The sequence below is a fragment of the Nonomuraea insulae genome (assembly GCF_042656245.1).
Genome location: NZ_JBHSPA010000022.1, coordinates 158,180 through 177,502, shown reverse-complemented (window position 1 = coordinate 177,502; position 19,323 = coordinate 158,180). Strand labels below are relative to the sequence as shown.

Here is a 19,323-nt window from a genome sequence, read left to right as displayed (position 1 = left end):
CTCCTTACAACGCTGTATTACTGGCGGCCGCGTCGGGGACGCGCTCCGCCGTGACAAGGTGGCAGGCGGCCGGGTGGCCACCGCCGCGGGGGTCCTGCAGGAGGGGCTCGGTGGTGCGGCACTCGTCGTACGCCAGCGGGCACCGCGTGTGGAACCGGCATCCGGCGGGCGGATCGATCGGGCTCGGCACATCGCCGCCGAGCACGATCCTGCGCCGCTCCCGCTGCCTGACCGGATCGGCCACCGGCGCCGCCGACAGCAGCGCCTGCGTGTACGGATGCCGCGGCTCCGCGAAGATCTCGGCCGTCGGCCCGGACTCCACGATCCTGCCCAGGTACATGACCGCGATCCGGTCGGCCAGGAACTCCACCACCGACAGGTCATGGGTGATGAACAGGCACGAGAACCCCATGTCCCGCTGCAGATCGGTGATGAGGTTGAGCACCGACGCCTGCACGGACACGTCCAGCGCCGACACCGGCTCGTCGGCCACGACCAGCTTGGGCTCCAGGATCAACGCCCTGGCCAGCCCCACCCGCTGCCGCTGCCCGCCGGACAGCTCGTGCGGGAAACGTTTGCGCATCTCCTGGCGCAGCCCGACCTTCTCCAGCATGGCGGCCACGCGCGTGGCCGTCTCACGCCGGTCGTTCACCTTGTGCCGCAGCAGCGGCTCGCCCACGATCTGCTCGATCGAGAAGCGCGGGTTGAGCGAGGAGAACGGGTCCTGGAAGACCATGTGGACATCCCTGCGCAGCGGGCGCATGGCCCGGCGCGACAGGTGGGTGATGTCCCTGCCGTTCAGCTCGATCGAGCCCGAGGTGGGCTCGGTCAGGCGCAGCACGCACTTGCCGACCGTGGACTTGCCGCTGCCGGACTCACCGACCAGGCCGAGCACCTCGCCCTGGCCGATCTCCAGCGACAGGCCGTCCACGGCGCGTACCGGGCCGTAGTGCTTGACCAGGTTGTCGATCCGCAGGATCACTTCCCACCTCCTCGCTGGGGGCCTTTTCCGCTGTTCAGGGTGTGCGGGGTGTCCCCGCAGGGGTGGAAACAGGCCGCCAGGTGCGCTTCGGCCTGGCGTTCCAGTGGGGGTCTGGACAGGCGGCAGTCCACCTGGGCGCGCGGGCAGCGGTCCTGGAAGGCGCACTCGTCGGGGTCCGACATGGGCGAGGGCACCATGCCGGGGATCTCCGCCAGGCGGCCGTTCACGGCGGCGGAGGGCAGGGCCTTCATCAGGCCCAGCGTGTACGGGTGGCGCGGGTTGGCGAACAGTTCGCTCACCGGGGCCTGCTCGACGGCGCGGCCCGCGTACATGACCACGGCCCGGTCGGCGATGTCGGCCACCACGCCCAGGTCGTGCGTGATCAGGATGATCGCGGTGCCCAGCCGGTCCCGCAGGTCGCGGAAGACGTCGAGCACCCCCGCCTGGATCGTCACGTCGAGCGCCGTGGTGGGCTCGTCCGCGATCAGCACCCGGGGCGAGCACGCCACGGCGATCGCGATCATCACGCGCTGCCGCATGCCGCCCGAGAGCTGGTGCGGGTACTCCTTCACCCTGCGCCCCGGCGCCGGGATGCCGACCAGCTCCAGCAGCTCCACCGCCCGCTTGGCGGCGGCCTGCCGGGACAGGCCCTCGTGCCTGCGCAGCACCTCGGCGATCTGGTATCCGACGGTGAACGACGGGTTCAGCGAGGTCATCGGCTCCTGGAAGACGACGGAGACCGTCTTGCCGCGTACACGCCGCATCTCCGGCTCGGGCAGCGTGGTCAGCTCGCGGCCGTCCAGCGTGATCGAGCCGGACAACCGCGTCGTGTCGGGCGGCAGCAGCCGGGGCACCGACATCGCGGTGACCGACTTGCCGCAGCCGGACTCCCCGCACAGCGCCAGGATCTCGCCCTCGTCCAAGGTGAGCGAGATGTCCCTGACCGCCTGGACGAGGCCGTCCTCGGTGGTGAAACCGACGCTCAGGTCGGTGATCTCCAGCAGGCTCATCGAGCGCTCCTCGGATCCAGTACGTCACGCAGCCCGTCGCCGAGCAGGTTGAAGCCGAGCGTGGCCAGAGCGATCATCAGTCCGGGCCAGATGGCCAGCCAGGGCGCGTCGCTCAGGTACTGCTGCGCGGTCGTCAGCATCACGCCCCACGACGGCGTCGGCGGTTGCACGCCCAGGCCCAGGAACGACAGGGTGGACTCGCCGATGATCGCGGCCGGGATCGCCACCGTGGCCTGCACGATGAGCGGGCTGGCGCAGTTCGGCAGCACGTACCGGAAGATGATGTGCCCGTCGCCCGCGCCGTCGGCGATGGCCGCGGCCACGTAGTCCATCTCCCTGACCGCCAGCACCTCGCCGCGGGTGATCCGGACGATGGCGGGGAGCTGGGAGAAGCCCAGCGCCAGCACCACGCCCTTGAGCGAGGGCCCGATGATCGCCGCCAGACCGACCGCGAACACCAGGAACGGGAACGCCAGCGTCACGTCCACCAGCCGCATCACGATCGGGTCCAGCCAGCGCCGGTAGAAGCCGGCGACCAGCCCGATCGGGATGCCGATGACCATCGCCAGCAGCGTGGACAACACGCCCGCCTGGAGCGAGACCTGGGCGCCGTTCGCGATCCTGGCCAGGGCATCCCTGCCCAGGTCGTCGGTGCCCATGGGGTGCGCGCCCGACGGGGGAGCGAGCGTGGCCATGTAGTCCTGCGCCGCGGGGTCGCCGGTCACCAGCGGCCCGACCAGCGCCAGCAGCACGAACGCGACCACCAGCACCAGCCCGGCCATGGCCATCGGCCGCCGCCTGAAGCGCCGCCACAACCTGGTACGCCTCATCATCACCTCAGTCATGGCCGCCTCCGGAAAGGCGGATCCTCGGGTTGAGGTAGGCGTAGGCGATGTCGACGAGCAGGTTGACCAGCACGTATCCGACGACCGTGACCAGCACGACCGCCTGGATGACGGGGTAGTTCCTGGTCAGGACCGCGTCCACGGTGAGCTTGCCGAAGCCCGGGATCACGAAGATCTGCTCGGTCACCACGGCGCCGCTGATCAGCGCGCCGAGTTGCAGGCCGAGCACGGTCACCACGGTCGTCAGGCTGTTGCGCAGCGCGTGCGCGCCCACGACCTTGCTCTCCGGCAGGCCCTTGGACCTGGCGGTCCTGACGTAGTCGGCCGACAACGCGCCCAGCATGGCCGAGCGGGTCTGCCGCATCAGGATCGCCGCGAAGCCGGTGCCGAGCACGAGGGCGGGCAGGATCATGCGTTGCAGGTTCTGGGCGGGGTCCTCGGTGAACGGCACGTAGCCGGAGGCCGGCAGGACCTGCCAGGTGACCGCGAACAGCAGGATGCCGAGCAGGCCCAGCCAGAAGTGCGGCACCGACAACCCCGCCAGGCCGAATCCGGTGGCCACGTAGTCGGCGAACCTGCCGCGCCGGACCGCCGCCACGATGCCCGCGCCCACACCCACGACGATCGCCACCAGCATGGCCAGCAGCGACAACTCCAGCGTCACCGGCAGCCGCTCGACCAGGATGTCGCCCACGGGGAGCTGGTCCTGCGTCGAGCGGCCGAAGTTGCCGGTGAGGGTCTGGCCGACGTAGTCCACATACTGTGCGGGCAGCGGCTTGTCCAGGCCGAACTCGTGCCGGATGGCCTCGATCGCGGCGGGCGAGGCCTCCTGCCCGGCCATGACCGTGGCCGGGTCGCCGGGCAGCGCCCGGATGCCCAGGAAGATCAGGATGCTGGACAGGAACAGCACGATGACGGCCGACCCGCAGCGCCGGAGGATGAACCAGAGCATCAGCCGGCGAACCCGGCGGTGATGAAGCGTGGCAGGCCGTCGGCGAAGTACTGGACGCCGGCGACGGTCTTCTTCGTGCCCAGGTAGTACTTGTTGTGGTACAGGTACACCACGCCCCGGAGCTCGGCGGCCTTCTTCATGGCGCTGCCGTACAACTCGGCGCGCTTGGCCGGGTCGGTCTCGGCGGCGGCCTGCTTGATCGGGTCGTCGACGCCCGGGTCGGACATGCCGGCGTAGTTGTTGCTGCCCTGGGTGGTGACCAGGTTCGTGAGGTTGCCGTCCGGGTCCACACGGCCCGACCAGCCGCTGATCAGCACGTCGAACTTGCCGGCCTTGCCCTGCTCCAGAACGCTGACGAACTCGGCCGTCTGAACGCTGACGTTGAAGCCCGCCTCCTTGGCCATCGACTGGATGACCTGCGCGAGGCGCTGGTTGACGGCGTCGTTCGGGGTGGCCATCGTGACCGGGATCGGCGTCGGCACGCCGGAGGCCTGCACGAGCTGCTTGGCCTTGGCCAGGTCACGCTTGGGGCAGGTCAGGTCCTTCGGCCGGTACGGGCTGTCCAGCGGCACCGGGAAGCAGTCGACCTCGTGCAGCCCGTTGTATACCGTCTTGTTGATCGCGTCGCGGTCGAGCGCCAGCTCGAACGCCTCACGAAGCTGCGGGCTCTTGCCCAGCGCCGTGTCCACGGCGCCCGGCTTCTCGGTGGAGCCGCTGACGTTGCCGACGTTGATCTGGAAGCCGTAGTAGCCCAGGCCACCACCGGAGACGACGCTCAGGTTCTGGTCGGCCTGCACGCCCTTGACCGTGTTCGTGGCGAGCTGGTCGGCCACCTGCACGTCGTCGGACTTCAGGTTCGCGGCCCGCACGTTGGGGTCGACGATGATTTTGTATACGAGCTTGTCCAGCTTCACCTTGGCCGCGTCGTAGTAGTCCGGCGCCTTGTCCAGCACGATCTGGCTGCCGGAGGTGCGGCTGGCGAACTTGAACGGCCCGACGCAGACCGGACTGGCGCCGAAGTTGTCGTTCGCGGCGTCCAGCGCCTTGGGCGACATGATCATTCCGGCGCGGTCGGCGAGCTGCGCGGTCAGCGGCGTGAACGCCCGCTTCAGCGTGAGCCTGACCGTCGCGGGATCGACGACGGCGACCTTGGAGACCGCCTCCAGGTCGGCCTGGCGGGCGGACTTCTCCCAGGTGCGGTGCCGGTCGAGCGACTTCTTGACCGCCTCGGCGTCGAACGCCGTGCCGTCGTTGAACTTCACGCCTTCACGCAGCTTGATCGTCACTTCCTTGCCGTCGTCGGACAGCTCGGGCATGGCCGCGGCGAGTTGCGGGATCAGGGCGGCGGAGGCGTCGATGTCGTAGAGCTTCTCGCACATGTTCGCGAACACCTCGCGGCCCACCAGCGTGGTCGAGATGCTCGGGTCCAGCGCGTCGGGGTCGGCGTTGAGCGCGATGTTGAGGGTGCCACCACCCTTGACCGGCCGGTGGTCGGCCGAGGCGCTGGATATGGAACTAGGTGTCGCGGGTGTGGTGCTCGATCCGCCGCCACCGCAAGCCGTCAGGGCGAGGGGGAGGGAGATGAACGCCGCGACGACCTTGGGGGACGGTCGCATGAAGGCCTCCGTTTAAACGTTTAGGAGACTGTATACAAGATCTGACATTTCAGTGGTGTTTCATAATGCTATGTCGTTATCTGAGTGTTTCCTAATCGTTTGGGTGTTTTGGCTTTCGGCCCGCGGCCGCCAGGAACGAGCGCCGCGCCGCCGCCACGTGGGCGACGGCTCTGGCCTGTGCCTCGTCCTCGTCGCCCGCCTCGATCGCCTCGCACAGGCTCAGGTGTTCCTGCCAGGAGTGCGGCCCTCGCGCGGCGGCGGTCTGACTGAAGATCCACTGTGCCCGCTGGAGCATCGGCTTCATCATCAGCGCCAGGTAGGAGTTCCCCGCGGCCTCGCCGACGGCCAGGTGGAAGGCGGTGTTGAGGTCGGCCACGTCCTCCAGCCGGCCGCTGTCCACCGCGTCCTTGGCCTGCTCCAGCACGTGACGCAATCGCTTGGCCGCGGCCGGGCTGCGCTTGCGTGCCGCCAGCCGCGCGGCCAGGCCCTCGACCGCCATGCGCACGTCGAAGAGCTCCTCGCCCTCCTCGGCGGACAACCGGGCGACGGTGGCGCCGAGCCGGGGGGCGACCTGGATGAAGCCCTCGGCGGCCAGCACGCGGATGGACTCGCGTACGGGGTTGCGCGAGACGCCGAGCGCGACGGCCAGCCGGTCCTCCACCAGGCGCTCACCCTGGGCGAACTCGCCGGACAGGATGCGGCGGCGCAGTTCGGCGGTGACCTCGTCACGCAAGGTCTGGTGGGCCCCGCCCAGCGTCATATCAGTCATATCGTGGCTAATCGTATACAGCCTCCCGGGCGGGGGCCTTCTTAGCGCGGTGTGGCAGCCACAGGCCCACGCCGTACATGGCCAGGCCGAGCAGCATGAACGCGATCGCCACCGGCCAGCGCAGGCCCGGGCTCATGTACGTGGCCAGGAACCACGACTGCCGCAACTGCCCGGTGGAGACGAAGATCGCCGCGACGACGCCCTGGGGCACCAGCGGGATCGCCCCCAGCGACCAGCAGAACATCACGAGCATCCGCTGCTTCTTGGGCATGTCGGGCAGCTTGAACGCCGACGATTCGCCGCCGTCCGGCCTTCGGCCCGTGCGCATCATGTGCAGCAGCTCCGGTCCCCGGGCCGCCAGCCGCCGCTGCGCCAGCAGGCCCAGGCCCCAGTAGCACAGCGCGCCCGTCGCCAGCCCGGCCGCCACGCCCCACCAGCCGAACAAGATCGCCACCACGACGGCCGGCGCCCCGGTCAGCCCCACGAGCAGCAACATCAGGTACGCCAGCCCGGTCAGCGCGCTGTCGTCCTCGCTCGTGCGCAGGGGGTTGCCGCCCCGCTTCTGGGGGTCGGTGCCGGGCACCAGCGCGTACACCGCGATGAGCGGCACCATCCCCGCGCCGCCGCCGAGCAGCGCGGCCGTCGCCGTCAGGATCAGCGCCCACGGGCCGCCGGTGAGCAGTGTGAACGCCACCGCCAGCAGTGCCGCCACCGGTCCCACGGTCACCAGCCAGGCCAGTTGCCTGCCCCGCACGTCGGAGGAGCCCGGCGTCATCAGAACCAGCCAGAGTGAGGTGCCGTCGGTGCCGTACAGGTTGGCGGTCATCGCGGCCGCCATCACGATGAAGATCGGGGCCGCCCACGGCAACATTCCCGTCCAGCCCAGCACGAGCGGCGCGCCCGCGAAGAACACCCCGTACGCCAGCGCGAACGTGAGCTGATGGTTGCGCACCAGGTCCCGCGACCACGTACGCAACTCCTTGGCCACCACCGCCTCGCGCCCGGTCCCGGCCCGCATCGGACGCCGGCCGCGCGTCGAGGGCCGGTTCGCGCCCGCCCGCCGCGTCAGCAGCGCCGCCCACGCCGCCAGCAGCAGCCCGATCAGCACCGCCATCGCGGCCAGTGCCAGGTAGTTCCCCTGCGCGGCGAGCAGCCCCCAGCCGGAGGGCAGGTAGCGCACGAACGCCGGAATCTGGCTGCCCTGCCCGAACGCCACCGCGAACACCCACGCCTGGCCCAGGAACGCCAGCACCACGCCGTTGATCACCCCCGCCCCGATCGCCCCGGCCCGCGAGCGCAACGCGATGCCCAGCAGCGCCACCGCCACCTTCGACAGCAGCACGAACACCGCCAGCTGCAACACCATCGCCGGCACCGCCACCAGCGCGTTCACCGGCGAGGTGGCCGCGACGACCATGCCCGCCAGGGCGATCAGGCTGATCACCGGCGCCACGCCCACGAACGCCGACACCAGCAGCCCCGCCGCCAGCTTCCGCGCGGGCAGCCCGATCAGCGAGAAGAACTCCGGGCGCAGCGTCTCGTCGCCGCCGCCGGAGAACACCGGGCCGATGATCCAGCCCAGCATCCACACCGCGTACGCGGCGGCCAGCCAGTCGCCCTCCAGGAAGGCCAGATAGATCGTGCCCGCCGCGAACAGCAGGCCGAGCACGCCGCCGGAGGCCATCATGCCGCCGCGCTGGCCCTTGGTGGAGTGACGCAGGATCGCCAGCTTCATCCTGACCAGGGTCACCGCTACAGCCATGACAGCCCCCTGACCAGGGTCACCGCTACAGCCATGACAGCCCCCTGACCAGGGCCACCGCAACAGCTACGACAGCCCCCTGACCCAGGCTCATCGCTACAGCCACGACAACCCCCTGGCCGCGGTCGAGCCGGCGCCGACCAGCTCTACGAAGGTGTCCTCCAGCGTGGCCTGGCCGCGTACCTCGTCCAGCGGGCCGGCCGCCGCCACCCGGCCCTTGTCGATCACTCCCACGTGGTCGCAGAGCTGCTCCACCAATGCCATCACGTGGCTGGACAGCACGATCGAGCCGCCGCCCGCCACGAAGCCGCGCAGGATCATCTTGATCGTCGCCGCCGACACCGGGTCCACCGCCTCGAACGGCTCGTCCAGCACCAGCAGCTTCGGCGCGTGCAACAACGCCGTGGCCAGCCCGATCTTCTTGCGCATGCCGGTGGAGTACTCGATCACGAGCGTCTTCTCCGCCCCGTCCAGCTCCAGCACCGACAGCAGCTCCTCGGCCCGTTCGGCGACCACCTCCTTGCTCAGCCCGCGCAGCAGCCCGAGATAGGTCAGCACCTCGCGCCCGGTGAGCCGCTCCGGCATCGCCAGCCCGTCGGGCAGCACGCCCACGAGCTGCTTGGCCTTCGCCGGATCCGACCACACGTCCGCGCCGAAGATCCGCGCCGTGCCCGCGTCGGGCCGCAGCAGGCCCACCGCCATGGACAACGTGGTCGTCTTGCCCGCGCCGTTCTGCCCGACCAGGCCGTAGAAGGAGCCCCGCGGGACGGTCAGGTCGACGTGGTCCACGGCGACGTTCTCGCCGAAGGTCTTCGCTAAGCCCTTGATCTCCAAGGCCGCTGTCATGGTTGTCTCCTGGTGGCAAGGGTGAAGGTGGTGACGAGTTCCTGGGTGAGCAGGTCGAGGTCGAAATCGGGATCGTTGAGCAGCCGCCCGGGCACGGCGTCGATGACGCCCCGGATGGCGATGGCCATGCTTCGCTGGTCGAAGTCGCGGAACTCGCCGGACTTCCGGCCCCACTCCAGCACCTTCTCCAGGTCGGTGATCGCCACCTCCGCCTGCTCCGCGTACGGCCCTGGCCCGCCCTCCTCGCCTGGCTGGTGCGTGATGATCTCCACCAGCGCGAGGAGGGGCTTGCGGTGCAGCCGCATGAACTCGAGGTTGCTCTCGATGTAGGCCCGCAGGGCCTCCGCGGCGGTGGGCTGGGCGAGGATGCGCGGGATCATCAGGTCGGTGGCCAGCCTGGCCACCTCCGCGACCACCGCCTGGATGAGCTGCGCCTTTCCCCCGAAGTGGTACGAGATCACGCCGGTGCTGATCTTCGCCTGCTTGGCGATCCTGGCCATGGTGGTGCGGGCATAGCCGTGGTCGGCCAGCACTTCGATGGCGCAGGCGATGATCTGGGCCCGGCGCGCCTCCTCTATGAAGGTCCGGCTTTCTGACGACACGCTCAAAATTTTAAACGACCATTCAACCCATAAGAAACCTAACCTCCACCCCGGCTGCCCCCAGAATCAACGACCCTTCCCAGAGCCCACACCGCCCAGAGCCCATCTCCCGGCCCGCGCCCCGCTCAGGTGCCCGGATCGCACCTGCCTGGGGCCCGCACCGCCTCCGAACACCCGCTCAGGCGCGCAACCGCAGGCCGCGTGGCGTGGGATGGAATCCGGCCGCCTCCAGGGCCGCCGCCAGGGGCGAGTCCACGATCGAGGCCCCGTCGGCCCGCTCCACGGTCAGCTTGCCCAAGGCCCCGTCGCGTACGGCCAGGGCCAGCGCGTCCACCGCCGGTTGCAGCCGCTCGCCGTCGGTGAACGACAGCAGCGTCTTGCCGCCCCGCTCCACGTACAGCACCAGGTGCCCGTCCACGAGCACGACCAGCGCTCCGGCCTTCCGGCCAGGCTTGTGCCCGACGTCACCGGGACGCTGCGGCCAGGGGAGCGCGGCGCCGTACGGACTGGCCGGATCGGCCGCCGCCAGCACCACGGCCCGCCGCCTCCCACCAGAACCCCGCCCACCGCCAGATGCTCCGAACGCGCCCATATCGGACGCCTCGATGGCCGGGGAGCCCGGTGCGATGCTCGGCGCCATGGCCCGCATCCGGTCCACCGCCCCCGGCAGCGCGAACTGCGCGCCACCGAGCCCTTCGACGAAGTACCCTCGGCGGCACCGCCCGCTCTCCTCATGGGCCCGCAAAACCTGATAAATGGGCGTAAATCCCCCAGGAAGCCGCTCCGCCGTCACCGCTCCCCGCGTCACCACCCCATGCCGCTCCAGCAACACCTCGGCCTGCGCATGAGCCCGCTGGGTGGCATCGGCAGCGGCCGCCGGCAACAACCACCACCGCCCCGCCACGGTAGGCGGCCCGCTCCGGCTCGGCAGCACGGCCCGGCGCCGCCGCGTCGTGGCGGGCCGATGCGCGGGCCGCCCGGTGCCGAGCGTGGCCCGCAGCGGCGCGAGCGTGTCACCTGACACCCGCCCCGCCCACACCAGGTCCCACAGCGCGGACACCAGCGTCGCGTCGTCCAGCGACTTGAGCTGATCGGACAGGCCACGGAAGAACAGCGCCCCACCCCCGCCGAGCAGCTCCAGCACCTGCTCATGCACCGGCGTCATCGTGATCTCGGCCGCCTCGGGCAGCAGCAGCGGCGCGGTGTCGGCGAAGTAGAGCGACACCCACCCGTCACCGCCCGGCAACGACCCCTGACCCACCCACATCACATCGCCCGACGAGGTCAGCTCGTCGAGCAACGACGGATGGTAGCCGGGCACCCGCGACGGCAACACCAGCGTCTCCAGCGCCGACGCGGGCACCGCCGCCCCCTGGAGCTGCTCGATCGAGCGCACCAGCGCGTCCATGGCCCGCGCCCCCGCACCGGCATCGCTTCGTGCGCCGGCGCCGTCGGAGCCGGTGATGCCGTGCCAGGCGGACAGGAACACGGCGAGTGTCTCAGGAGCGACCGGCTCGACCTCCTTACGGAGCCTGGCCAGCGACCTGCGCCGCAACATCCGCAGCACCCCGGCGTCGCACCACTCCTCGCCCCGCCCACCGGGCCGGAACTCTCCGTTGACGACCCGCCCGGTGGAAGCCAGCCGCCGCAGCGCGTCGGTCACCACGGCCACGCCGAGCCCGAACCGGGCGGCGGCCGTGCCCGCGTGGAACGGCCCTCGTGTACGGGCGTGCCGCGCCACCAGATCGGCCAGCGGATCGGCCACCGGCTCCAGGAACGCGTGCGGCACCCCGACTGGCAACGGCGCCCCCAGCGCGTCACGCATGCGCGCCGCGTCCTCGATGGCCGCCCAGTGCTCCTCGCCCGCGATGCGCACCCTGATCGCCCGCCGGGCGCGTTCGAGCTGCTCCAGCCAGGCGGGATCGCCGCCGCGCACGCTCACGTCGGGCGCCAGCAGCGGCCCGTGCGAGCGCAGCAGGTCGGCGAGGTCCTCCAGGTCACGCAGGGGCCGGTCGAGCCTGGCCAGCTCGCGCTCGCTGTCGGAGATCACATCGGGGTCGAGCAGCTCACGCAGGTCGGCCTGGCCGAGCAACTCGGCCAGCAGCGTGGTGTCCAGCGCCAGGGCCTGCGCCCGGCGTTCGGCGATGGGGGCGTCGCCTTCGTACATGAAGGCGCCCACGTAGTTGAACAGCAGCGAGGCCGCGAACGGCGAGGCCTGCGAGGTCTCCACCTCCACCAGCCGCACCCTGCGCGCGGCGAGGTCACGCATGAGCTGCACCAGCCCCGGCACGTCGAAGACGTCCTGCAGGCACTCGCGCATCGTCTCCAGCACGATCGGGAACGAGGCGTATTGCGAGGCCACGCCCAGCAGGTGGGCGGCCCGCTGCCGCTGCTGCCACAGCGGGCTGCGCCTGCCCGGCGTGCGGCGCGGCAGCAGCAGCGCCCGGCCCGCGCACTCCCTGAACCGGGAGGCGAACATGGCCGATCCGCCCAGCTCCTCGGTGACGATCTGCTCGATCTCCTCGGCGTCGAAGGCCGCCACGTCGGTGGGCGGCTCGGCGAGCGTGTCGGGGATGCGCAGCACGATGCCGTCGTCGGAGTGCACGGCTTGCACGTCGATGCCGTAGCGCTCGCGCAGCCGCCGGTTGATCGCCAGCGCCCACGGGGCGTGCACCCGCGCGCCGTAGGGGGAGTGGATCACCACGCGCCAGTCGCCCAGCTCGTCGTGGAAGCGTTCGACCAGCAGGGTGCGGTCGTCGGGGACGTAACCGGTGGCCTCGCGCTGCTCCTTGAGGTAGGCCAGCAGGTTGCCCGAGGCGTATTCGTCCAGCCCCGCCGCCAGCATCCGCTCCGTCGAGCCCTGCTTGGCCTGCTCGCGCAGGAACTGCCCGATCGCCCGGCCCAGCTCGGCCGGCCGGCCCGGCGCGTCGCCGTGCCAGAACGGCAGCTTGCCCGGCTGCCCGGGGGCGGGCGAGACGAGCACCCGGTCGGCGGTGATGTCCTCGATCCGCCAGGAGGTCGCGCCCAGCACGAACACGTCGCCGACGCGCGACTCGTAGACCATCTCCTCATCCAGCTCGCCCACCCTGGAGGCCCGCTCGCCCACCAGGAACACGCCGAACAGGCCCCGGTCGGGGATCGTGCCGCCGTTGGTCACCGCCAGCCGCTGCGCGCCCGGCCGCCCCTGAAGGGTGCCGGTGACGCGGTCCCACACGATGCGCGGACGCAGCTCGGCGAACTCCTCGCTGGGATAGCGCCCGGCCAGCATGTCGAGCGTGGCCTCCAGCGCGGTCCTCGGCAGCGTCGCGTAAGGAGCCGCCCGCTTGACCAAGCTCTCCAGCTCGTCGACCGTCCACTCGTCGAGCGCGGTCATCGCCACGATCTGCTGCGCCAGCACGTCGAGCGGATTACGCGGATAGCGCAGTTCCTCGATCAGCCCGCTCTTCATCCGCTCGGCCACCACGGCCGTCTGCACCAGATCGCCCCGGTATTTGGGGAAGATGACGCCCTTGGACACCGCGCCCACCTGGTGCCCCGCCCGGCCGATGCGCTGCAGCCCGCTGGCCACGCTCGGCGGCGCTTCCACGCACGCGACCAGGTCGACCGCGCCCATGTCGATGCCCAGCTCAAGGCTGGAGGTGGCGACCACGGCCGGCAGCCGCCCCGACTTGAGCGCCTCCTCGATCTGTGCCCGCTCCTCCTTGGAGACCGAGCCGTGGTGGGCGCGTACGATCTCGGTCACGACGCCTTTGCTGGCTCCCGCCTGCGCCATCAGGTCGGCGGGCATCCGCTTCGGCGGCGTTTCGCCGGCGAGCGGCGTCTCCCAGATCGACAGGTCGACGGCCTCGCCGCCGTGTTCCCGTTCGTAGGCCAGCTCGTTGAGGCGCGTGCACAGCCGCTCGGCCAGCCGCCGCGAGTTGGCGAACACGATCGTGGAGCTGTGCGCCTCGATCAGGTCGAACAGCCGCTCCTCCACGTGCGGCCAGATCGAGCGGTTGCCCGGCTCGGGGGCGAACTCCTCGCCCTCCTCCCGAGGCCGGCTCTCCATCTCGGTCATGTCCTCGACCGGGACGATGACCTCGACCTCGATCCGCTTGTCCGACGGCGGCTGCACCACGGTGGCCGGGCGCGCCCCGCCCAGGAACGCCGCCACCTCGCTCACCGGCCGCACGGTCGCCGACAGCCCCACCCGCTGCGCCGGCTTGTCGAGCAGCGCGTCGAGCCGCTCCAGGGTGAGGGCCAGGTGAGCGCCGCGCTTGGTGGCCGCGACCGCGTGCACCTCGTCCACGATCACCGTCTCCACGCCGCGCAAAGCCTCTCGCGCCTGGCTGGTGAGCAGCAGGAACAGCGATTCAGGCGTCGTGATCAGGATGTCGGACGGCCGCGCCGCGAACCGCCTGCGCTCAGCGGCCGGGGTGTCGCCCGAGCGGATCGCCACCGAGATCTCCGGCACCGGCAGCCCGAGCCGCCGCGCCGTCTGCTTCAGCCCAGCCAGCGGCGCGCGCAGGTTGCGCTCGACGTCCACGGCCAGCGCCTTGAGCGGCGACACGTAGAGGACTCGTGTCCCCGCCCCCTCCTCACCCGCGGCGGCCAGCCGGTCGAGGGACCACAGGAAGGCCGCCAGCGTCTTGCCGGACCCTGTGGGCGCGACGACGAGGGTGCTGTCGCCACGCGAGATCGACTCCCACGCGCCCTCCTGGGCGGCGGTGGGAGCCTGGAAGGCTCCGGCGAACCATTGCCTGGTCACCTGGCTGAACTGGTCTAGCGAGCTCACCCGCACATACTGCCTCGCGCCACCGACAGAAAACGCATTTGGCGCTGCGGCAGGTGATTGAGGCGGGGCCCAGGCGGACATACAGCGACCGTGACCATTGACTACGCGGCCATCGAAGCCCGTCGTGCGGAAATACGCGAGCGCTACGTGTTACCGCACCGACCATCAAGCAGCGCCCGTGGCCTGCACCACATGGCTCTGCTCTCGTCCGACGTGGAACGGACCATCAAGTTCTATCAGGAACTCCTGGAGTTCCCGCTCACCGAGATCTTCGAGAACCGCGACTACAAGGGCTCGAACCACTTCTTCTTCGACATCGGCAACGGCAACCTGCTGGCGTTCTTCGACTTCCCCGGGCTCGACCTCGGTCCCTACCAGGAAGTGCTCGGCGGTCTGCACCACGTGGCGATCTCCGTGGATCCCGCCACGTGGGAGAGGCTGCGCGGGAAGCTGGAGATGGCCGGCGTGCCGCACCAGATGGAGAGCGGCGCCTCCATTTACTTCAAGGACCCCGACGGCGCCCGGCTGGAGCTGCTCGCCGACCATCTCGGTGAGATGTACGGCGCGCGGGTGATGTGAGCTATCGCCGCGACGCCCTGCGCGTACGCGGCCTGCCCGCACGTGGTTCCTGCCTGATGCCGGCGTGCCGCTCGGCCCGCTCCTCCCTCTCCTTCTGTACGGCCAGTCGCAGCGTGAGCTGTAACCGGCGCCGGTTGGCCTTGTTGGCCTTCGTCCTGGCTGTCCTCGGGGGTGAAGACTTGGGGGTCTTTGGCATGAGGATGTCCTACCCACACCTCGGGCGCTTCCATACTTGAGTTCATGCGCCTGACCGAGTTCTGGAGAAGGATGAACGCCCACTTCGGTGAGATCTACGCCGAGTCGTGGGCCCGCGACTACGTCATCGCCCCCCTCAACGGGCGCACCGTCATGCAGGCGCTGGCCGACGGCGAGAGCGTCAAGACGGTGTGGCGCGCGGTCTGCCAGGTGGAGGACGTCTCGTCCAAGCTGCGTTAGCCCGGTTGGGAGGGGTCCAGCGTCAGGCGGAGCGCGGCGGCCGTGGGCTCCAGATCGTCGGCGGAGCCCTGCCCGCCTGGCGACCACAGGAACTGCCAGCCGTGGTTGGACGGGGTGGCGAAGATGATCGTCTGGCGGCCCGTGCGCGGGTGCCAGACCCACAACACCGGGTCCTCGTTTCCGATCATGCGGCTGACCAGGCCATGAGTCGGTAGCAGTTCGGCGAGTGCCTCAAGATGGACGCGTCGTTCCCCGGTGTAGCCGCTCGCCACGTGCCGCCTCCAACCCGTCGCCCTGCAGTGAGTCTCCCCAGCTCACCGCGCATGACAACACGCCGGTGGCGAGCATCGTCGCGCGGGCGGTTCCATGAGGATGCGCATGAGTGCGTACGGCTTGAAGGAACTCGTGCGTGCAGGCCTCCGACGCGGAAGCCGAAGCCGTTCCCGAGCCACTTGGGGAAGGCCCCGGCCGGCCCGGGGACCTGGCATCCGACCGCTGAGCCCGGCCGCACCTCCCCGACCGTCGCCAGGGGATCTCGATCTCCGCCGCAGCCGCTCCGGATCGAGGCCGACCTGCATCAGCCGTGCGCGGCGGACCTGGCCGCTGGTGAAGATAGGTGGACCGGGGAGCGGTGAAACCGATGTCGGCGCCGCCGGGTCGACGAAGCACACCATGGGGTACAGGTCGTTCACGGTGCCGTGGGACAGCGGCGTTCGCGGTGCCGTGGGACAGCAGGAAGTGGTCGCCCGCGTACCGCTGGGCGCGGTGGTGTGCGCCGCCGTGATCGACGCGTGCCTGTTCCTGCGCAGAACCAGGGCCTGGCCCGGGTGGTCGCTCGCGACGACGCCCGCTCGCGACGCCCGCTCGCGACGCCCGCTTGGGACGCCCGCTTGGGACGCCTGCTCGGGACGACGTCCGCTTGGGACGCCCTCGGGACGCCCGCTCGGCGCGCCGGAAGCTCTCGGGGGCCTGCCTGGAGCACCAAGGTGGATGATTGACCGCTACCTGCGTGTTCCTGCTGTGATCGAACAGTCGTTCGGCTACCATGGACAAAGCCGAGCCACGTCTTCCCCGACTGCGGCAGAAAATGTCGGTGGCAGGCCGTAGCTTTCACTCGACTGATCGGACCACAACCCTCCAGGGGGAGTTCCATGGCTATCAACGACCGCGAGAAGGCCCTCGAGACCGCGCTCGCTCAGATCGAGCGGCAGTTCGGCAAGGGCTCTGTCATGAGACTGGGCGATGAGGCCCGAGCCCCCATCGAGGTGGTCCCCACGGGGTCGATCGCCCTTGATGTCGCCCTCGGCATCGGCGGCCTGCCGCGCGGCCGCATCGTGGAGATCTATGGCCCGGAGTCCTCGGGTAAGACCACGATCGCCCTGCACGCGGTGGCCAACGCCCAGCGGGGCGGCGGCATCGCGGCGTTCATCGACGCCGAGCACGCCCTCGACCCGGAATACGCCAAGAAGCTGGGGGTCGACACCGACGCCCTGCTGGTCTCCCAGCCCGACACCGGTGAGCAGGCGCTCGAGATCGCCGACATGCTGATCAGGTCCGGCGCCGTGGACATCATCGTCATCGACTCGGTGGCGGCCCTGGTGCCCAAGGCCGAGATCGAGGGCGAGATGGGCGACAGCCACGTCGGCCTCCAGGCCCGCCTCATGTCCCAGGCCCTGCGCAAGATCGCCGGCGCCCTCAGCAACACCGGCACCACCGCCATCTTCATCAACCAGCTCCGCGAGAAGATCGGCGTCATGTTCGGCAGCCCCGAGACCACGACCGGTGGTAAAGCGCTGAAGTTCTACGCCTCGGTCCGCTTGGACATCCGCCGCATCGAGACCCTCAAGGACGGCACGGAGGCGGTCGGCAACCGCACCAGGATCAAGGTCGTCAAGAACAAGATGGCCCCGCCCTTCCGCGTCGCCGACTTCGACATCCTCTACGGGATAGGCATCTCCCGCGAGGGCGGCCTCATCGACATGGGCGTGGAGAACGGCTTCGTCCGCAAGTCCGGCGCCTGGTACACGTACGAGGGCGAGCAGCTCGGCCAGGGCAAGGAGAACGCTCGCAACTTCCTGCGCAGCCACCCCGACATGTCCAACGAGATCGAGAAGAAGATCAAGGACAAGCTGGGTGTGGGTCCGCGCCTCGACGCTCCCGCCGAAACAGCCGCCGCCGCTGCTCCGGTCCCGGTCCCGGCCGCCGCCTCCTCGGGCCGCGGCTCGAAGTCCACCCCCAAGCCGGGTGACGTCTGATCGATCACGCATGAGCAGCACGGACCGGCCGCAAGCGCCCCATCCACCGGACCGGGGCGCCTGGCCCGAACCCACGTCATCCCGCGGGCGCGACCTGGCTCGTTCGTCCGCGGACGCCTGGCCCTCGGTGGACGAATGGCGCGAACAGCGCACCCGCCAACGCACCCAGGACCCTCCTCCTGAAGAAGCGACCGCCGACCCGCCCCGGGAGGCCGGCGGACACCCCAGCAAGCCCGCCGCCCCGCCCAACCCGACTCCGGCCCCCGACCCGGCCGGCGTCGATCAGGACGGCGTTGATCAGGACGGCCAGGCGAGGTCTGGCCATCAGGTTCACGACGACCATCCTCCGGCTGCTGGCGAAGGTGCGCGTCCGGCGCCGGAGCCCTTGGCCGGGACCCCGGACACCGCCGGATCGCGTACTGCCACGCCTTCTGCTGAGGACGGTCACAAAGAGCCGGAGCGGCCAACCGACACGAGCCACCATGGTGGCGAGGCCGGTCATGGTGGCGAGGTGGGGCAGGGTCGTCTGGGCGGCCAGGACGTTCGCGGCGGCCTGGGTGGGACGGATGGTCCGGGGGGTCAGGACGGCGGGAGTGCTCGTGTGGAGACCCCGCCCAGGGGTCGGCCTGGGGACGAGTGGCATTCCGAGGTGCTGGCCGGGAGCAGTTGGTTCGCCGCCGATCAGAGTGACAGCGGGAAGCGGCGATCGGGCAAGGGTCGCCGATCCGGAGGGTCCGATAGCCAGGCTGGGCGCTCCGGCGGGAAGTCGCGGCGATCCGACCGAGGGGAGCCCGGGCCGTTCGGTGGAGAATCCGCCGATTCCGGTGGGGATTCTGGGCTGTTCGACGACGGGGCCGGTCGGTTCGGGAGGGGATCTGAACAGCGCGGTAACGGGGCTGGGCCGTTCCAAGAGAGACCAGGACGGCACAGTGACGAGGCTGAATCGTTCGAAGAGGGGTTTGGGCGGAGCAGTGACGGGGCTGGGCCGTTTGAAGGGGGATCTGGGCAGCGCGGTGAGAGGGCTGGGCGGCGCGGGAGAAGGGGCGGGAAGGGCGCTCGGGGGCGGGGCTGGTCGCCTGATGAGCCGGATGCCGAGAGTACGGCCGGGCCGAGGCGTGCTGCCGATCCGGAGGCGGCGGCTCGGGCCATCTGCCTTCGCCTGCTCACCATGGCGCCCAAGACGCGTGCTCAGCTTGCCGAAGCCCTGAGAAAGCGGGAAGTGCCGAAGGAGGCCGCCGAGGCGGTGCTCAGCCGGTTCTCAGACCTGGGGCTGATCAACGACGAGGCGTTCGCGGCGGCCTGGGTCGATTCCCGGCACCACGGTCGCGGGCTCGCCAAGCGCGCGCTGGCGGCCGAGCTGCGCCATCGGGGCGTGGACAACGACACGGTCAACGAAGCCGTGGAGCGGCTCGATCCCGACCAGGAGGAGGAGACAGCTCGACGGCTGGTGGAACGTAAGCTCGCCGCCACCCGGTCCCTCGACTCCCAGACCCGCACGCGGCGGCTGGCCGGCATGCTCGCCCGCAAGGGCTACTCCTCTGGCCTGGCCTTCCGCGTGATTCGGGAGGCTCTCGAACAGGAGGGCATCGAAATGGACGAGGACTTCTCGTAGAGCCCGTCGCCGTCCGTTACCCCGTGCGGCCCCGTTCGTGCGACCTGTGCCCGTGCGGCCCCGTTGGTGTGATCCTGTTCGTGTGACCTGTGCCCGTGTGACCTGTGCCCGTGCGCGCGCGTGACCGACCCTGGTCCCGATCACGCGCTCAAGTGTTCCCGGATAGGGGACTTTCACCGGAACAGCATGCGGAACGCCCTGACCTGGGGGCTGTCCCGGTTGCGCGGTGTTCCGCTGAGGGGTCCCCTTTCGAACATCATCACGATCATGCGGCCGTCGGCCTG

At 70.4% G+C, this 19,323-nt stretch carries 16 protein-coding genes; 4 read left to right on the top strand and 12 right to left on the bottom strand.

Annotation, left to right across the window (positions count from 1 at the left end; translation table 11 throughout):
- Positions 1–4: 4 nt before the first annotated feature.
- The 10 genes from ACFPZ3_RS16790 to ACFPZ3_RS16745 form a co-directional block, all read right to left on the bottom strand.
- Positions 5–982 carry an ABC transporter ATP-binding protein gene (locus tag ACFPZ3_RS16790; protein ID WP_379515033.1) on the bottom strand — a complete coding sequence of 326 codons (978 nt, stop codon included), beginning with the start codon at positions 980–982 and terminating at the stop codon, positions 5–7.
- A complete protein-coding gene (locus ACFPZ3_RS16785) occupies positions 979–1,992 on the bottom strand; it encodes an ABC transporter ATP-binding protein (protein ID WP_379515032.1) in 1,014 nt (337 codons plus the stop codon). The genes ACFPZ3_RS16790 and ACFPZ3_RS16785 overlap by 4 nt, the downstream gene beginning before the upstream one ends.
- The gene (locus ACFPZ3_RS16780; RefSeq protein WP_379515031.1) at positions 1,989–2,837 is read right to left on the bottom strand and encodes an ABC transporter permease; all 849 of its coding nucleotides are present in this window, start codon (positions 2,835–2,837) and stop codon (positions 1,989–1,991) included. The genes ACFPZ3_RS16785 and ACFPZ3_RS16780 overlap by 4 nt, the downstream gene beginning before the upstream one ends.
- Positions 2,830–3,789 (bottom strand): ABC transporter permease, encoded by a 960-nt coding sequence (locus ACFPZ3_RS16775; RefSeq protein WP_379515030.1) that lies wholly within the window; start codon positions 3,787–3,789, stop codon positions 2,830–2,832. The genes ACFPZ3_RS16780 and ACFPZ3_RS16775 overlap by 8 nt, the downstream gene beginning before the upstream one ends.
- Complete coding sequence (locus tag ACFPZ3_RS16770) at positions 3,789–5,405, bottom strand: ABC transporter substrate-binding protein (protein ID WP_379515029.1); 1,617 nt, start codon at positions 5,403–5,405, stop codon at positions 3,789–3,791. The genes ACFPZ3_RS16775 and ACFPZ3_RS16770 overlap by 1 nt, the downstream gene beginning before the upstream one ends.
- 91 nt (positions 5,406–5,496) lie before the next feature.
- Entirely contained in the window at positions 5,497–6,174 is a 678-nt protein-coding gene (locus tag ACFPZ3_RS16765) for a GntR family transcriptional regulator (protein ID WP_379515028.1), read from the bottom strand.
- 7 nt (positions 6,175–6,181) lie between these two features.
- Positions 6,182–7,936: a hypothetical protein gene (locus tag ACFPZ3_RS16760; protein WP_379515027.1), complete on the bottom strand. Its 1,755-nt coding sequence runs from the start codon at positions 7,934–7,936 to the stop codon at positions 6,182–6,184.
- A gap of 96 nt (positions 7,937–8,032) precedes the next feature.
- On the bottom strand, positions 8,033–8,782 hold the full coding sequence (locus ACFPZ3_RS16755) for an ABC transporter ATP-binding protein (protein WP_379515026.1): 750 nt from the start codon (positions 8,780–8,782) through the stop codon (positions 8,033–8,035).
- Positions 8,779–9,384: a TetR/AcrR family transcriptional regulator gene (locus ACFPZ3_RS16750; protein WP_379515025.1), complete on the bottom strand. Its 606-nt coding sequence runs from the start codon at positions 9,382–9,384 to the stop codon at positions 8,779–8,781. The genes ACFPZ3_RS16755 and ACFPZ3_RS16750 overlap by 4 nt, the downstream gene beginning before the upstream one ends.
- 178 nt (positions 9,385–9,562) lie before the next feature.
- On the bottom strand, positions 9,563–14,158 hold the full coding sequence (locus ACFPZ3_RS16745; RefSeq protein ID WP_379515024.1) for an ATP-dependent helicase: 4,596 nt from the start codon (positions 14,156–14,158) through the stop codon (positions 9,563–9,565).
- A gap of 192 nt (positions 14,159–14,350) precedes the next feature.
- Here ACFPZ3_RS16745 and ACFPZ3_RS16740 point away from each other — a divergent pair, with 192 nt between their 5' ends.
- A complete protein-coding gene (locus tag ACFPZ3_RS16740) occupies positions 14,351–14,737 on the top strand; it encodes a VOC family protein (RefSeq protein WP_379515023.1) in 387 nt (128 codons plus the stop codon).
- A 1-nt stretch (position 14,738) separates the two neighbouring features.
- Here ACFPZ3_RS16740 and ACFPZ3_RS16735 read toward each other — a convergent pair whose 3' ends face one another.
- Entirely contained in the window at positions 14,739–14,933 is a 195-nt protein-coding gene (locus ACFPZ3_RS16735) for a hypothetical protein (protein WP_379515022.1), read from the bottom strand.
- Positions 14,934–14,977: 44 nt separating this feature from the next.
- Here ACFPZ3_RS16735 and ACFPZ3_RS16730 point away from each other — a divergent pair, with 44 nt between their 5' ends.
- On the top strand, positions 14,978–15,172 hold the full coding sequence (locus ACFPZ3_RS16730; RefSeq protein WP_379515021.1) for a DUF3046 domain-containing protein: 195 nt from the start codon (positions 14,978–14,980) through the stop codon (positions 15,170–15,172).
- On the opposite strand, the gene ACFPZ3_RS16725 is transcribed toward ACFPZ3_RS16730, so the two are convergent.
- Positions 15,169–15,444 carry a hypothetical protein gene (locus ACFPZ3_RS16725; RefSeq protein WP_379515020.1) on the bottom strand — a complete coding sequence of 92 codons (276 nt, stop codon included), beginning with the start codon at positions 15,442–15,444 and terminating at the stop codon, positions 15,169–15,171. The two genes, ACFPZ3_RS16730 and ACFPZ3_RS16725, sit on opposite strands and share 4 nt — an antisense overlap.
- Before the next feature lie 879 nt (positions 15,445–16,323).
- Here ACFPZ3_RS16725 and recA point away from each other — a divergent pair.
- Positions 16,324–17,427: a recombinase RecA gene (gene recA, locus ACFPZ3_RS16720; RefSeq protein ID WP_379515019.1), complete on the top strand. Its 1,104-nt coding sequence runs from the start codon at positions 16,324–16,326 to the stop codon at positions 17,425–17,427.
- 1,147 nt (positions 17,428–18,574) lie between these two features.
- Positions 18,575–19,039 carry a regulatory protein RecX gene (locus ACFPZ3_RS16715; protein ID WP_379515184.1) on the top strand — a complete coding sequence of 155 codons (465 nt, stop codon included), beginning with the start codon at positions 18,575–18,577 and terminating at the stop codon, positions 19,037–19,039.
- The last annotated feature ends 284 nt before the right edge of the window (positions 19,040–19,323 follow it).